17 protein-coding genes and 1 tRNA gene are annotated in these 13,501 nt (G+C 61.9%); 14 read left to right on the top strand and 4 right to left on the bottom strand.

The genetic code is table 11. The annotated features are described in order from the left end of the window. Positions 1-55: 55 nt before the first annotated feature. Positions 56-1,603, bottom strand: a complete 1,548-nt coding sequence (locus JQ572_RS17055) for a winged helix-turn-helix domain-containing protein (RefSeq protein ID WP_211384185.1) — start codon at positions 1,601-1,603, stop codon at positions 56-58. 113 nt (positions 1,604-1,716) lie between these two features. On the opposite strand from JQ572_RS17055, the gene JQ572_RS17050 reads away from it, so the two are divergent. The 5 genes from JQ572_RS17050 to JQ572_RS17035 all read left to right on the top strand — a co-directional run bounded on the left by JQ572_RS17050 (position 1,717) and on the right by JQ572_RS17035 (position 5,321). Next, positions 1,717-2,676, top strand: a complete 960-nt coding sequence (locus tag JQ572_RS17050) for a Bug family tripartite tricarboxylate transporter substrate binding protein (protein WP_211384184.1) — start codon at positions 1,717-1,719, stop codon at positions 2,674-2,676. Positions 2,677-2,711: 35 nt separating this feature from the next. Further along, complete coding sequence (locus JQ572_RS17045) at positions 2,712-3,725, top strand: methyltransferase (RefSeq protein WP_211384183.1); 1,014 nt, start codon at positions 2,712-2,714, stop codon at positions 3,723-3,725. Positions 3,726-3,889: 164 nt separating this feature from the next. Continuing rightward, positions 3,890-4,636 carry an IS5 family transposase gene (locus JQ572_RS17040; RefSeq protein ID WP_211384182.1) on the top strand — a complete coding sequence of 249 codons (747 nt, stop codon included), beginning with the start codon at positions 3,890-3,892 and terminating at the stop codon, positions 4,634-4,636. A 162-nt stretch (positions 4,637-4,798) separates the two neighbouring features. Continuing rightward, a complete protein-coding gene (locus tag JQ572_RS35350; RefSeq protein WP_283814081.1) occupies positions 4,799-4,927 on the top strand; it encodes a hypothetical protein in 129 nt (42 codons plus the stop codon). A gap of 193 nt (positions 4,928-5,120) precedes the next feature. Further along, positions 5,121-5,321, top strand: a complete 201-nt coding sequence (locus tag JQ572_RS17035) for a hypothetical protein (protein ID WP_211384181.1) — start codon at positions 5,121-5,123, stop codon at positions 5,319-5,321. Positions 5,322-5,499: 178 nt separating this feature from the next. Here JQ572_RS17035 and JQ572_RS17030 read toward each other — a convergent pair whose 3' ends face one another. Further along, positions 5,500-5,913 carry a hypothetical protein gene (locus tag JQ572_RS17030; RefSeq protein ID WP_249129085.1) on the bottom strand — a complete coding sequence of 138 codons (414 nt, stop codon included), beginning with the start codon at positions 5,911-5,913 and terminating at the stop codon, positions 5,500-5,502. A gap of 294 nt (positions 5,914-6,207) precedes the next feature. On the opposite strand from JQ572_RS17030, the gene JQ572_RS17025 reads away from it, so the two are divergent. The 4 genes from JQ572_RS17025 (at position 6,208) to JQ572_RS17010 (ending at position 8,914) form a co-directional block, all read left to right on the top strand. Next, on the top strand, positions 6,208-6,408 hold the full coding sequence (locus tag JQ572_RS17025) for a hypothetical protein (protein ID WP_211384180.1): 201 nt from the start codon (positions 6,208-6,210) through the stop codon (positions 6,406-6,408). Positions 6,409-6,420: 12 nt separating this feature from the next. After that, complete coding sequence (locus tag JQ572_RS17020; RefSeq protein WP_211384179.1) at positions 6,421-6,825, top strand: hypothetical protein; 405 nt, start codon at positions 6,421-6,423, stop codon at positions 6,823-6,825. Positions 6,826-6,921: 96 nt separating this feature from the next. Further along, a complete protein-coding gene (locus JQ572_RS17015; protein ID WP_211384178.1) occupies positions 6,922-7,131 on the top strand; it encodes a hypothetical protein in 210 nt (69 codons plus the stop codon). Positions 7,132-7,357: 226 nt separating this feature from the next. Then, positions 7,358-8,914: an ISL3 family transposase gene (locus JQ572_RS17010; RefSeq protein ID WP_211384177.1), complete on the top strand. Its 1,557-nt coding sequence runs from the start codon at positions 7,358-7,360 to the stop codon at positions 8,912-8,914. A 416-nt stretch (positions 8,915-9,330) separates the two neighbouring features. Here the strand turns inward: JQ572_RS17010 and JQ572_RS17005 are convergent. Then, positions 9,331-9,404 (bottom strand) — tRNA-Gly (locus tag JQ572_RS17005). A gap of 172 nt (positions 9,405-9,576) precedes the next feature. On the opposite strand from JQ572_RS17005, the gene JQ572_RS17000 reads away from it, so the two are divergent. From JQ572_RS17000 to JQ572_RS16980, 5 genes are all read left to right on the top strand, one after another. Then, positions 9,577-10,152 (top strand): methylated-DNA--[protein]-cysteine S-methyltransferase, encoded by a 576-nt coding sequence (locus JQ572_RS17000; protein ID WP_211384176.1) that lies wholly within the window; start codon positions 9,577-9,579, stop codon positions 10,150-10,152. Between the two features lie 95 nt (positions 10,153-10,247). Beyond that, a complete protein-coding gene (locus tag JQ572_RS16995) occupies positions 10,248-11,087 on the top strand; it encodes a helix-turn-helix transcriptional regulator (protein ID WP_211384175.1) in 840 nt (279 codons plus the stop codon). A gap of 56 nt (positions 11,088-11,143) precedes the next feature. Continuing rightward, positions 11,144-11,503: a VOC family protein gene (locus JQ572_RS16990; protein WP_211384174.1), complete on the top strand. Its 360-nt coding sequence runs from the start codon at positions 11,144-11,146 to the stop codon at positions 11,501-11,503. A 147-nt stretch (positions 11,504-11,650) separates the two neighbouring features. Then, positions 11,651-12,046, top strand: a complete 396-nt coding sequence (locus JQ572_RS16985) for an SRPBCC family protein (RefSeq protein WP_211384173.1) — start codon at positions 11,651-11,653, stop codon at positions 12,044-12,046. 100 nt (positions 12,047-12,146) lie between these two features. Beyond that, the gene (locus JQ572_RS16980; RefSeq protein WP_211384172.1) at positions 12,147-12,629 is read left to right on the top strand and encodes a hypothetical protein; all 483 of its coding nucleotides are present in this window, start codon (positions 12,147-12,149) and stop codon (positions 12,627-12,629) included. Between the two features lie 36 nt (positions 12,630-12,665). Here JQ572_RS16980 and JQ572_RS16975 read toward each other — a convergent pair whose 3' ends face one another. Then, a complete protein-coding gene (locus JQ572_RS16975) occupies positions 12,666-13,373 on the bottom strand; it encodes a hypothetical protein (protein WP_211384171.1) in 708 nt (235 codons plus the stop codon). Positions 13,374-13,501: the final 128 nt, after the last annotated feature.

Here is a 13,501-nt window from a genome sequence, read left to right as displayed (position 1 = left end):
AAAGCGGCCGAGATCATGAGGTGGCGCATTATGTCGCACTTGGCATGCGCAGACATTAACTGCAAGTAGCGAGCTCACTCCACGCCTGTGCCATTGGATCGAAAACGGCAGCGTTTTTCCGTACGGTGACTGACCATACTGGCATCGTGAACGTGGGGTCTAGGTTCAAGACACGTTCTGCGGCCGATCTCGCCTCTTCGATTCGACCGAGCCGGACCAGGGCGATCGTTTGAAGGACGTGCGGCACACTGAATGAAGGATTGGCTTCGACTGCGCGAGCCGCCGCCTTCAGAGCTTCATCAAACCGATTGACATAAAGCTCAGTCACCGCGATCGCCATATGAGCAATCAGTGTATCGAAAGGACTGACCTCCAGGGCGTGTTGCGCCAGTTCAAGCGCACTTTGGCGGTCGCCCATGAACGCATGCGCGAATGCACTGTTTCCCAAGGCAACGACATTTGAAGGACTGATCGACAGGGCCCGGCGAAACACCTCGAACGCGTCACTGAAGTCAGGGTCAGCGAACCAGATCACCAGACCGGCAGCACCGAGCGCGGTCGCGTCATCACTTCTCGTCGCAGCGCGAGCATAGCGGACGGCGGTGGCGCGATCGGCCTCGCTCAGTCCACCGCGGCTGAATCTGATCTGAAAACATCGCGCCAGCTGTGCCTGAGCAGCCGAATAATCGGGCTCCAGCTCCAATGCCTTCCGCAAAAGCGGAATGGCTTCCCCAGCGCCCGTCGGCATGGTCGTGCGCATCGATGAGATCGCCCGCAAGACAAGATCATAGGCATCGAGACTGTTGGGACGCTCTCGTCGGACGCGGCTGATTTCGACCTTGCGCAGATTCGGTTCGAGTGCCCCGATCAGGCTCATCGCAATGGCGTCCTGAACTTCGAAAATATCGTCAAACCGGCGATCGTACCGCTCGGCCCACAATGCAGCACCCGTGTCGGATTCAACCAGCCTCGCCGTGATCCTTATGCGATTGTCGGCCTTGCGCACGCTCCCCTGCACGAGATAGCGGCACCCCAGCTTCCGCCCGATACTTCCCAGGTCGCCGGTGCCGGCTTCGAACAGCAAACTCGACGTGCTGCCGACCACCGATAGACCGGTGATACGGGATAGTCCCGTGATGATGTCCTCTACGATACCATCGGCGAAGTAATCCTGGCTGGAATCCCCACTGAGATTGGCGAACCGCAGCACGGCGACCGTGGTCCCGCGCGCCGGGATGTCTCCAGAGCCCGAATACGCCTGCATGTCTGGACCATTCTTGACTCCCACGAGGCGATAGCCTCGTCCCGGAACGGTAACGACGTAGCTCTGACCGTCGCTTCCGAGTTCAAGTGCCTTGCGCAAGGCGGACACGTGCACCTGGATCGCGTTCTCCTCCACCACGCGGCCCGCCCAGATTTTCTCCATCAGGCGATCCTTGCTCACAACCTCGCCCTGGACCGAAGCCAATTCGTAGAGGATATCGAGTGCCCGGCTTGGGAGCTTGACGGGCTGTCCCGAAAAGGTCAGCCGCCGCTCGACAAGATCCAGCACAAACTTTCCAAATCGAACAGTCTCTCGATCCGGTTTCGGATTGACCGCCATGCCTGTTCAGAACTCTTCAGACGCTGAAACAAGGACCTTAAGGGTATCGCTCCGTAGTGTCCATCGAGCCCGACAAATCGCCGTGCCGGCGATCGGGACGAGGAGGTTCCGTCATGCGCACCACGCATTTGGCTTTGGGACTGCTGACAACGATCGCTCTGTCGTTTACCGCGCTTCCGGGCAACGCCCAGTCGTGGCCAACCCAAGTCGTGAAGATCATCACGCCATTTCCGCCTGGCAGCGGTGGCGACGTCACGGCGCGTCCGTTCGCCGAAAAGCTTGCGGAGCGGTGGGGGAAGCCCGTCATCGTCGAAAATCGTCCAGGCGCCGACGGCATCATCGCCGCGACCGCGGTGCTCAACTCGAACGATGGTCATACTCTCCTCTATACGAACGGGGGACCGCTCACGAGCAACCTGCTCGCGCACGCGGGCAGCCTTCCATACAATCCCGATGATCTGCTGCCGGTTGCGGCTGCCGCTGAAGTCTACGTAGCGATAGGGGTTCCTGCTTCCCTGGCGACAAGCTCGCTGTCCGAATTTGTGGCGCAGGCACGCCTCAAGCGGGGCCAGTTCAATTGGAGCGGAACTCCCGGCAGTCTGGACTATCTGGTGCCGGGGTTTTTGAAGCGCGCCGGCATCGATCTCCCGCGTGTCCCATACCGAGAGGTGAGCATGGCGATGCAGGACCTTTCGCAAGATCGACTCCAATTCTATGCTGCTGCCCTCGCGACCCAGTTGCCGATGGCGCAAACCGGCAAGATCAAGATTATCGCGATCACGAATAGTCAACGATCACCCTTCTTACCGGACGTCCCCACGGCGCGCGAGTCGGGTTTTCCGGAGCTTGAGTACGAAGCGTTCCTTGGCTTTTTCGCGCCCCGCGGGATGTCGGCGGAGCTGCGTGAACGCATCGGTGCCGACCTGCACGCGATCGGCGCCGGCGCGGACTTGGCGGGACGCTTCAATGCGATCGGCATGCGGGTACGAGTCACCTCTCCGGCAGAACTGCAAAAGATCGTCATGGACGAGCGCGCGGCGCTCGCCCGTTACACCCAGGCGCCGCCGCGATAGGGACGCGCAAAGCACCGAGACAGGAGGAATGTCCCATGACCCACGAACATCCGCGTACCGATCGGCTTTTCGAGATCGGCAGCGCCTATCGGCAGGCGAAAGTTCTATTGAGCGCGGTCGAACTCGGAGTTTTTTCCGAGCTCGCAGCCGGCCCGCTCGATGCGAGGGATCTCGCGAGCCGCATTCGGGTCCACGGTCGCTCAGCTCGCGACTTCTTCGATGCACTCGTCGCGACTGGTCTTCTGACGCGAGATGACGAAGGGCGATATCGAAACACCGAGGAGAGCGATTTTTATCTAGACCGAGCAAAGCCGACTTATCTCGGCGCCAGCTTCGATCAGTACAACCGCCGCGAATACGTCTTATGGGGGTCGCTGACGCAGTCGCTGCAGACCGGCAATCCGGCGGCCGAAACGCATGGCCAGGATCACTTCGGATCTTTGTACAACGACGCAGCGAGACTCCGAACCTTCGTCACCGCGATGACATCCGGCAGCTTGCTCGCCGCTCAAGGTATCGCTCACCAGTTCCCCTGGGAGAATTATCAGACACTTTGCGACGTAGGCACCGCTCAAGGTTGCCTACCGGTCCAGGTTGCTTTGGCACATCCTCACGTCCGCGCGATCGGATTCGATCTCCCGATGCTGTGCTCGGCATTTGAGGAGTACGCGGTCGAACGCAACGTCGCTGATAGGGTGAGTTTCGCGGGAGGCGATTTCTTCAAGGATCCGTTGCCTCAGGCCGATGTCATCGTCTTGGGTCGCGTCCTCCACAATTGGGACCTTGAAGCCAAGAAGATGTTGCTGGACGAGGCGTATCGATCGATCCCGACAGGTGGGGCTGTCATCGTCTATGATATGCTGATCGATGACGACCGGCGCACAAGCACAACTGGCTTGCTCTCCTCTCTCAACATGCTCCTTTGGACGGCGGGTGGGTTTGGATATACGGCAACGGATTGCACCGGCTGGATGCGGTCGGCCGGGTTCACAAAGACGACGGTTCGCCACCTTCCAGGTGGCAACTCCATGATCATCGGCGAAAAATAGACGGCGCCATATCTTCCGGTGCGGACTCAGGATCATTTTGACTGATCCAGCCGGATAGTCCCTTGGTTGATGTCCGCTCCGCTCAAAAAGCAGCAAGGCAAATTAGGCGCATTGTGTTTGGTCGGATGCCTGTGATTCAAGCTGTCAAAATGGAGCTTCGAATCATGCGCTACGAACTTGCCGATTTTGAATGGGCCGCCCTCAAGCCGATGTTGCCCAACAAGCCGCGTGGCGTTCCTCGGGTAAACGATCGTCGTGTCCTAAACGGCATCTTTTGGGTCTTGAGATCGGGAGCACCCTGGCGCGATCTGCCTGAGGCGTTCGGCCCGTACACCACTTGCTATAACCGCTTCGTTCGCTGGCGGAGGGCTGGGGTCTGGAGCCGCATCATAGACGCACTTGCCGCTGCTCATGATGCCGCTGTCCAAATGATCGACACCTCGATTGTCCGCGTGCATCAGCATGGAGCCTGCATCATGCGAAACCAGCGCCAATCGATGGGGCGGTCACGCGGCGGTTTGACGAGTAAAATTCATGCAGTGGTCGATAGCAATGGTCTGCCGGTACGGCTGGCGTTGAGTCCTGGCCAAGCCCACGACGTTCGACTTGCGGGAAAACTGCTGTCTCGTCTGAAGTCCGGGTCAATGCTGCTTGCCGACCGTGGCTATGACGCCGACTGGATCAGAGCGCTTGCCATGAAGAAGGGGGCGTGGGCCAACATCCCGCCGAAAAGCAATCGCAGCGATCCTATCTGCTTCAGTCCCTACCTCTATCGGGCTCGTAACCGGGTCGAGCGGTTCTTCAACAGGATCAAACAATGTCGCCGGGTGGCGACGCGCTACGACAGGCTCGCCGCCAACTACCTTGCCTTCGTTCAACTCGCGTCAATCAGGCTATGGCTGCGCCTTTAATGAGTCCGCGTCCTAGTTCCTCGGCCCGTGGCGGCCCCAGCATCGGGCCGGGGGGCTTGATGATGCTGGGGCCTCCGGACAGGCTCTTGCCCTCTGAAGAGAGGCAGTCACCGCAGACACAAATCAATCACGGGCAGGGGGTTCCTAACTACAGAGAAGCACATGGCCAAGCGCGAGGAAGAGAGCGACGCGAAGGAAGCCAAGCCACCCGGACGGATGAAGCGCGGCGGCTCATCGAAGAGTACGTGGACGACCTACGCGAGTTTATCAAAACGCTGCGCGGCCGATTGAACTGAGGCAGCCTCACCGTAGCCTCCGCGGAATCTGCAAGTGGCCAATCTCGTCGGTCGGTGCCACGAAAAAAAGATCCGGCCGATTCACATTTGTGAAGGCAGGGATTTGTTAACCGGGAAATAATAGCATACCGGGCTGGCAGAGCCATTTCATTTCGGAATTATTTGAAACCCGGAAGCATGAGGGGGCGTTGTCTCAAAACAGCGGCCCCTTCTGCATTTTTAGCTTTAGCCAGCGCCACACGCGGAAGAGAAATCGCGACATTAAGCACCGCCATTCTCAAATCTCCTCCACCGTGCAGGCCGAGCAGATGCCCGACAAACCGCAGCAGCCGCTGCGGGAGGCAATGGCCGCCCTCCCTGCGGCGCCTCCTTCCGAGATCGAGAAATAAACGCAGACCCAGCATGTCAAGCGACTGACGAGGACGTCGAGAAGAACTCCCAAACGTCGGCTGGCCTTCGAACGGCACGTCCAGGTCTTCGGCGACTGGTGAGCGGAACGCCGGCCCCAATGAAAAGGCCGCGCCTTCGGGTGCGCGGCGTTGGTTGCGTTCGGATGGACTGATCTCATCAGTGGTGGTGGCGCCAGCGGTGCCGAACGACCGGGTAGGATCCGCGGTAATAGGCGTAGGCGGGGCGCACGACGCGGCGATAGCGATAGCCGTAGGATACGGGCGCCGTGTAGTAGGTCGTGGTGTAGCCGCCGCCCCAGCGATACGGCTCGTCGTAGCCGTAGGCGTAGGAGCCGCCGTAATAGCCGGCTCGATAGTAGCCAGGGCCGCCGTAGTAGCCATAGCCGGGGCCCCAGCCATACGCCGAGGAAGCAAGCCCGCCGATCACGGCGCCCGCGACCAAGCCGCCGGCGATGCCGGGTCCCCAACCGCCCCAACCTCCTCGCCAGTGGGCTTCGGCAGGAGAGGTCGTGGCCACCGAGGCCAGACCAAGGGCGCCGACCAGCAGCGCCGACATTGCAATCTTCTTCATCGGGAGTTCCTTTCACATTGCGCATGCCCTGCGGATAACGGGAAAAATAGGCAATGGTTGCTGCTGGCCCGGCGGCGAAGGGCAATGGAGCTCGGCGCCGGGGCAGCGTGATTCGACAGCTTCGAGTTCGGACCACAACACGCGAGGCCGCGCTGGGGTCGGCCCACGCTGCGGCGCAAAAGCTTTCAGGAGCGCACCCCGAACATCTGCCTGATCTCTGCGGGCATTAACAATGTTGATTCCACCGGAATACGTCTTTGCTGTAGGCTATCGCTTCTAGCGTTTTGGGTTCCCATGTTCGATCCGGCCACGACGGCGCTTTTGCGCGCCGTACTCGACGAGGTCTGTGAAGAGGTTTCGCGTTTCGAGACCGGTGCTCGGACCCATGTCGCTTCAAGAATTCTGGAAGCCGCCGCGACGGGCAACATCACGCCGGAGAGCCTGAAGCAGGTCAGTCGCGAGGCGCTCCATCAAGCCCCGAGCATGGGGCGATAGCGGAGCGTCGGGGTGAATTTCCAGGTCACAGTGCTCAAGATCCTGGTGAGTTATCCCGATGGATTCGCCGTCATGTCGGACCTCAAGCGCGACATGGCGATCCTGGCGACGAGCGGACGGGATTGGGCCGAGCGGACCATGCGCTTGGCCGCGCGCGTTCCGGATCTAGACATCTTCTCGCAAGCCTTGGTCGAACGCCTGAACGGCGGATGGCGGATTACGGAGAAGGGCAGGACGGTACTCGATTTCATGGAGGCCAGGTCTTCCGGGCCACAAACCGGACGGGATGGTCCGGTCGAGCAGCTGTCGTCCGAAGAGCGAGCGCCCAAACTTGTCGCCTTCACAAAGGTTGGCCGAAGCCAACGCCTGCAACGCCGCCGTGCGGCACGTGCGCGGGCGCGTGCCAAAGCATCCTGACTCTCCTCCCTTCGTCTACTCCCGGGAAAAACCGGAAACTTTCCAGAGTGCCTTGAGTTGGCAGCGACTGGGTCGGTCTCCAGAGAGAGAGTAAGTATGGTCGACGAAGTCGTCTTGAAGAACGCCACGGAGACCGCCTGGACGGTGTACCGGGCGCGGCACCCCGAGGTCGATGAGCACGACACCCGGCGCTGCCTGCTGGAGCGCCACCTCCGCAGGAGGTCGGAGGCGCGAGAGAGCGATACCGAAGAACCCGCTGGCTTCGGGATAGCCTATCTGCAGCGGCTTCCTCGAGACGAATGTTGACGGCCGTGAAGGCGCTCGCAGCGCGCGTGGCCCGGGGAAGCACGAGGCCAAATTGGACGCTGCTCGCGATTTCGGCTCTCATTTCCGCGACGGTCGTGGCTGTCCTGCGGTTCGTGTTCGGAGCCTAGCCGAGGCGGATTGTCATTCGGCCTGCAATATTGGCTCTGACTCACTTTTGATGCAGTTCGGAGGATGTCTGGCGCTTTGATTGGGGAGAATCAGCGCCATGCAGCAAGCACTCCACCGCTCCAGTCTGGTGCCGCCTGGGTTTGTTGTAGAGAGTGCGTGCTACGAGGGTGATAAGGCCGTCATCACTGTCCGGCCATCCGGAAGTTTCGGCTTGTGTCCATCGTGTGGGACAGTTTCGCGGCGTATCCATAGCCGGTATCGACGCCGCGTGACCGATCTGCCGCTTTCCGGGCGGGTCGTTGAGCTCCTGGTGATCGCCCGCCGCTTCCGCTGCGAGGCCGTCCTGTGCGGACGCCAGATCTTCACTGAGCGTTTCTCCGACGGGATATTGGCTCCATCAGCGCGACGCACGGCGAGGCTGGACTCTATCGTCCATCACCTTGGTCTGGCGCTTGGCGGCCGGCCGGCAGCAGGCCTCGCAAAACGGCTGATGTTGCCCGTGAGCAACGACACGCTTCTGCGCGTGGTCCGACGCCGTCACCGTCCGCCGGCTGACCCGCTCAAGGTTATCGGCATCGATGATTGGGCCTGGCGTCGCAATCACCGATACGCCAGCATCATCTGCAACCTGGAAAGGCGCCGGGTAGTCACCCTGCTGCCGGATCGTGAGCCCGCGACCGCCCAAGCCTGGCTCGCTGGGCATCGCACGATCGCGATCGTCGCCCGCGATCGTGGCGGCGGATATGGCGAAGCGGCGGCCAAAGCCTTGCCCCACGCGGTGCAGGTCGCCGACCGCTGGCATCTGATGGAGAACGCCAGTCGGGCCTTCCTTGACGCCGTCCGCAAATCGATGCGCCAGATTCGCATCGTCATCGGCGCGACCACAATTGATCCCAAGCTGCTAACAGCCGCCGAGCGCCTCCAGTATGAGGGCTATCTGCGCCGCGAGGAGGCCAATGAAGCCATCCTGGCTCTGTCGAAGAGCGGCATACCCATCAAGCAGATCGTGCGCCAGACTGGCCATAGCAGGAAGCTGGTACGGCAGGTGATCCGCGGCGAACGCACCGACGTCTTCCGGACCCGACAAAGTTCTTTGGATCTGCATTTGCCATGGCTGGACGATCAGTGGGCTGCTGGCTGTCGCAATGGGGCCGAACTTTGGCGCCGCTTAACGGCGCGTGGCTTCCGCGGCTCGCTCCGCGTCGTCAGCGAGTGGGCGACCCGCAGACGAAGGGCCGAAAAGGCCGACGCAAAAAACCTTCAGCGGATTCCGTCGGCCAGAACGATTGCGCGCCTCATGACCATCGGTCGGGACCTGCTCACGAAAGCGGAGACCGTCACGGTCGCGGCGATCGAAGCCGGCGTACCAGCCCTGATCGAGGCACGCGAGATCATCGCCGAATTTCACCTGATGATCCGGCGCAAGACCGAGGCGGGCCTCATGCCATGGATCGAGCGCGCCCGCGCCAGTCTCGTCGCCTCGTTCGCCAGCGGCGTCGCGAAAGATGAAGCAGCGGTTCGAGCAGCAATTACTTTGCCCTGGTCCAACGGACAGACTGAGGGTCAGATCACGCGCCTCAAGCTCGTCAGACGTCAAATGTACGGTCGCGGGAAAATCGATCTGCTTCAAGCCAGATTGATCGGCGCAGAATAATCGGAGTTGCACCAAAATTGCGTCAGAGCCAATATTGCAGGCCGAATGACAATCTGTTCTTAAGAGGTGGATTCTCATCATCTGGGATTTGAAACGGGAATGCGTCGCGGATGATAATGGGGGAATTCATCTTCAGCTGGTTCTCTCGCCATGCGCTCGCGCCAACCGAGCGAAATAAGGAGCGCCCGCTACGATTCCTTGAACAATCGCGTAGGCGCGCGCCGGGAGTCCTCAAGTTCGTATCCAGCACTGCGTGAGGCCGCCTGCCGATTGGTAGGACGCCTGCTCAGATGATCGATGTAAAAAGCCCGCGGCAGTCGGGATTTGTATCACCGTTGTACGGGGTATCTGTGCGGGACAGGGACGAGCGCGTTAGAACAGTACAGAAATCTTTGGTTTAGCTAAGTTTTTCAAGTTGGAGCGGGCGAAGGGAATCGAACCCTCGTATGCAGCTTGGGAAGCTGCCGTTCTACCATTGAACTACGCCCGCGGATGCGCAGCTTGCGCCCCTCTGATTAGCCGAGACGGCGCCGCCAGCCAAGCGCTTTGGCGCTACTGGCCCGACGCTTCTTAACGTCCTGGCAAGATTCCAGGTGCGCCGGATTGTGGCGGTGTTATGATCATGTGTCTGGGGAGAGACGTGCACTGAGTGGGGCGTGTGCATGGTGGGGCGTGGCTACGCGATATTCGACACGGCCATAGGGCGCTGCGGCATCATCTGGAGCAGCACCGGAATCGTCGCCGTGCAATTGCCGGAGGCGCGGGAGATCGACACCCGCCGCCGGATTTTCCAGGTCCATCCCGAGGCGCGCGAGCAGCGGCCTTCCGAGAACGTCGAGCTCGCGATCGAGGGGATCGCAGGCCTGCTGCAAGGCGGCGATCCCGATTTCTCCGAGGTCAGCCTGGATGCCGGTGGCGTGCCCGGCTTCAACCGCCGGGTCTACGAGCACACCTGCACCATCCCGCGCGGGGAGACCCGCACCTATCACGAGATCGCCAGGGCGCTGGGCGCCTCCGGCGCCGCGCATTCGGTGGCGCAGGCGATCTCCAAGAATCCCTACATGCTGATCGTGCCCTGCCACCGGGTGCTGGAGGCCGGCAATTACGCCGACCGGCTCTCGCCTTACGGCGGGGTGATCTCCAAGCGGCGGCTGCTCTCGCTGGAGGGCGCCCATCCGATCGCCAGCAAGACGCTGTTCGACGTGCTGCTGCCCGTTGCCCCGCCGAGGCCCAGCTAAGGCGCGATCGCAATCGCACCTCAGCTTTGTTTTTTGGGCATGATCTTGTCGGACAACCGCTACACACTTGTCCGGATCATGCCTAGATAGGTGGCATGGACGCAACCACGCTGCTGACCACGCGCTCGATGACGGTCTCCGAGTTTCGCTGCGATGCGGGGCCGGACGACAGCCCGTTTGCCGAGTGCCGCACCGGCCACTCCATCGCCTATGTCCGAGCCGGCAGCTTTGGCTGCCATTGCCGCGCCGGGTTCTTCGAGCTGGTGGCGGGCTCGATGCTGGTCGGCGCGCCCGGCGAGGAATACACCTGCACGCATGAGCATGTCAGCGGCGACGTCTGCCTGTCGTTCTTCCTCGGTGAGGATCTGGTCGACGCCCTCGGCGGACGGCGCGAGGTCTGGCAGGTCGGTGCGACGCCGCCGCTGCCCGAGCTGATGGTGCTGGGCGAGCTCGCCCAGACGGCGGCAGATGGCAACAGCGACCTGAGCCTCGACGAGGTCGGGCAGATCCTTGCCGGCCGGTTCGTCGATGTCGTCTCGGGCAGGCCGCGCAAGCCGACCACGCCGACCGCGCGCGACCGCCGCCGCGCCGTGGAAGCTGCGCTGTGGATCGACTCCAACTCGCATGCCGAGGTCGATCTCGAACAGGCGGCGCGGCAGGCGGGCCTCAGCCCGTTTCATTTCCTGCGGCTGTTCTCGAGCGTGCTCGGCGTCACGCCGCATCAATATCTGGTGCGCTCGCGGCTGCGGCATGCGGCGCGTCTGCTCGCCGACGACGATATCGCGGTCACCGACATCGCCTATGACGTCGGCTTCGGCGACCTCTCCAACTTCGTCCGCACCTTCCACCGCGCCGCCGGCGTATCGCCGACCAAGTTCCGGCAGGCCTCGAAGGGGAAGCGCAAGATTCTCCAAGAGCAGCTCGCCCTCAACTGACTAGGTTCGTCTCCGGCGCGCGCCGATTGCGGCGCGCTTTGGAAATGGAGACGACCATGTACGACCACATCGGACTGCGCGTTGCCGACCTCGACGCCGCCACGCGCTTCTACACCGCGGTGCTGGCCCCGCTCGGTCATGTCCTGTGCTCGAGCGGCGACGGCTATGCCGGCTTCGGACCGAAGGGCGAGCCGGCGCTCTGGCTGCATCTGAACAAGGGCCGCAAGGCGGATGGCACGCATATCGCCTTCCGCGCCAAGGACCACGATGCGGTCAAATCGTTCCACAGCGCAGGCCTGAAGAGCGGCGGCCGCGACAATGGCGGCGCCGGCCCGCGCAAGGATTACAGCCCGACTTACTATGCGGCTTTCCTGATCGATCCTGACGGTAACAACGTCGAGGCGGTTTGTGTGTGAGCTTTGGCCACTAGCTCTCGTCATTGCGAGGAACTCTTGTGACGAAGCAATCCTGACTGTCTCTGCGGCAACATCTCTGGATTGCTTCGCGGAACTCGCAATGACGGCGTTTGTAGCGACTACCCAACATGATCAAGGACACCTTTCATGACCTCCGTCTATAACGACGTTCCCCTGAACGCCTCCGCTGACAAAGTCTGGGACGCCGTCCGCGATTTCGGCGCGTTGCATCAGCGGCTGGCGCCGGGCTTCGTCACGGCCTGCACGCTCGACGGCGATGCCCGCATAGTCACTTTCGCCAATGGATCGGTGGCGCGCGAGGTGCTGGTCGACTGTGACGATGCTCGGCAACGGCTTGTCTATGCGATCGACAACGAACGGCTGAAGCACTACAGCGCCTCGGTGCAGGTGATCGCCGAGGGCGACAAGGCCTGCCGTCTGCTCTGGATCATCGACATGCTACCCAATGAGCTTGCGCCCTATGTTCAGGGGCAAACCAGGGACGCCGTCGCTGCGATCCACCGGGCGTTTCCGCCTGCGTGATCTTTCTCACAGAGCTTCCCTCTCCTCGGCCGTAACCATGGCGGCGTGCGTCCGGTTGGCTCCGCTCTCCCGGCGGCGCCGCGCACGCGAGGAGCAGGCCATGAGAGGTGCGGACAAGGTGATCTGCCAGGCGGCCGCCGTGCTGCTGATGTTCTCGATTTCGAGCGCGCCGGCAAAGGCGCAGTTCCTCGGCGGCGGCGGTGCCGGCGGCGAGGACATGATGACCCAGATGGCCCCGATGCTGGAGATGATGAAGGCGAAGATGGGCAAGCGCCGCTTTGCCATTATGATGCAGACCATGGGCCCGATGATGAGCCGCATGATGGAGAATGACGGCGGCGGAATCGGCGGCATGACAGGTGGCGGCTTTGGCGGCGGCTTTGGCGCACCCAATTATGGCGGCTACACCGCGATGGGCGGAGGCGGCTATATGCCGACCGGGCTCGGCGGCATGGGCGGCGGCGATATCATGGGCATGCTCGGCGGCGCCGGCGGCGGCGACATGATGGCGATGATCCCGCAATTGATGCGGCTGGCCAATGTCGGCGGCGGTGGCGGCCATCGCCGCCACAAGCATCGCTGAGGCGCGCCGGCGGACTGGACGCAAGCGACGCCGATATCAAATCCGATCGTCGATGAGGACGCCGGAAATCGACGAGTCGCTTGCGTTCGTCTGGTCGCCTGAACGCACCGCGCTGTAGGTCGAATCCGCGAGCGAGTTCTTCAGGGACTGGAGAAATTGCTCGAGCAGGTCCGTCGCCGAATCGCCGCTCGTCGAACTGTCCGTGGCGTTGGGCGAAGACGAGCCGCCCGCTCTCGTCGTGTCACTCGATTCCGTGCCGCTGGACGAGGTCGAATCCGCGAGCAGGCTTTTGAGCGAATCGAGGAATTGCTGAAGCAGGTCCAACGCCGAATTGCCGCTGGATGAATTATCCGTGCCGCTGGCGCGAGCGGGACCATCGGGCGGCGGGCCACCTGCTCCACCGGGCCCACCTGTCCCGCCCGGCCCATGGGAGAGCGCCGCCTTGAAGATACCTTGCAGCTCGGTGGCCTGCTGGTCGGTCAGCTTGCCGGCCGAAACTTCCTGCTGGATGAGGCCGTCGATCTTCGACTTGAAAGCCTCAGGCGACGATGTGCCGCCGCTGGATTGATCGCTCGCACTGCTCGATTGCAGGGCGGAATCGATGTCGCCGAGCGCGGGCGACAGCGCCGGCTGATCGGCCGAATTAATTGTGCCGGAGCCGGCTTCCGCCTGCAGCTCATCTTGCAGCCGCTGCAATGGTGATGTGTGGTGGTGGTGAGAGGAGAGCGCCGAAATCGAGGTCATGATGGCTTTCCGTGCTTCTGGTGAACGCGCGGTGACGGTGTCCTCAGGAGCTGGCGCGGAGCCTTTGACGAAGAGCCATTCCGGTTACCCGGTATTGCCAAGCCATGATTGGAAATATTCGGAAACAA

This window comes from Bradyrhizobium sp. SZCCT0153 (assembly GCF_018129995.1).
In the GTDB taxonomy this organism is placed as follows: domain Bacteria; phylum Pseudomonadota; class Alphaproteobacteria; order Rhizobiales; family Xanthobacteraceae; genus Bradyrhizobium; species Bradyrhizobium japonicum_G.
This window is presented reverse-complemented; position numbering and strand designations above follow the sequence as displayed.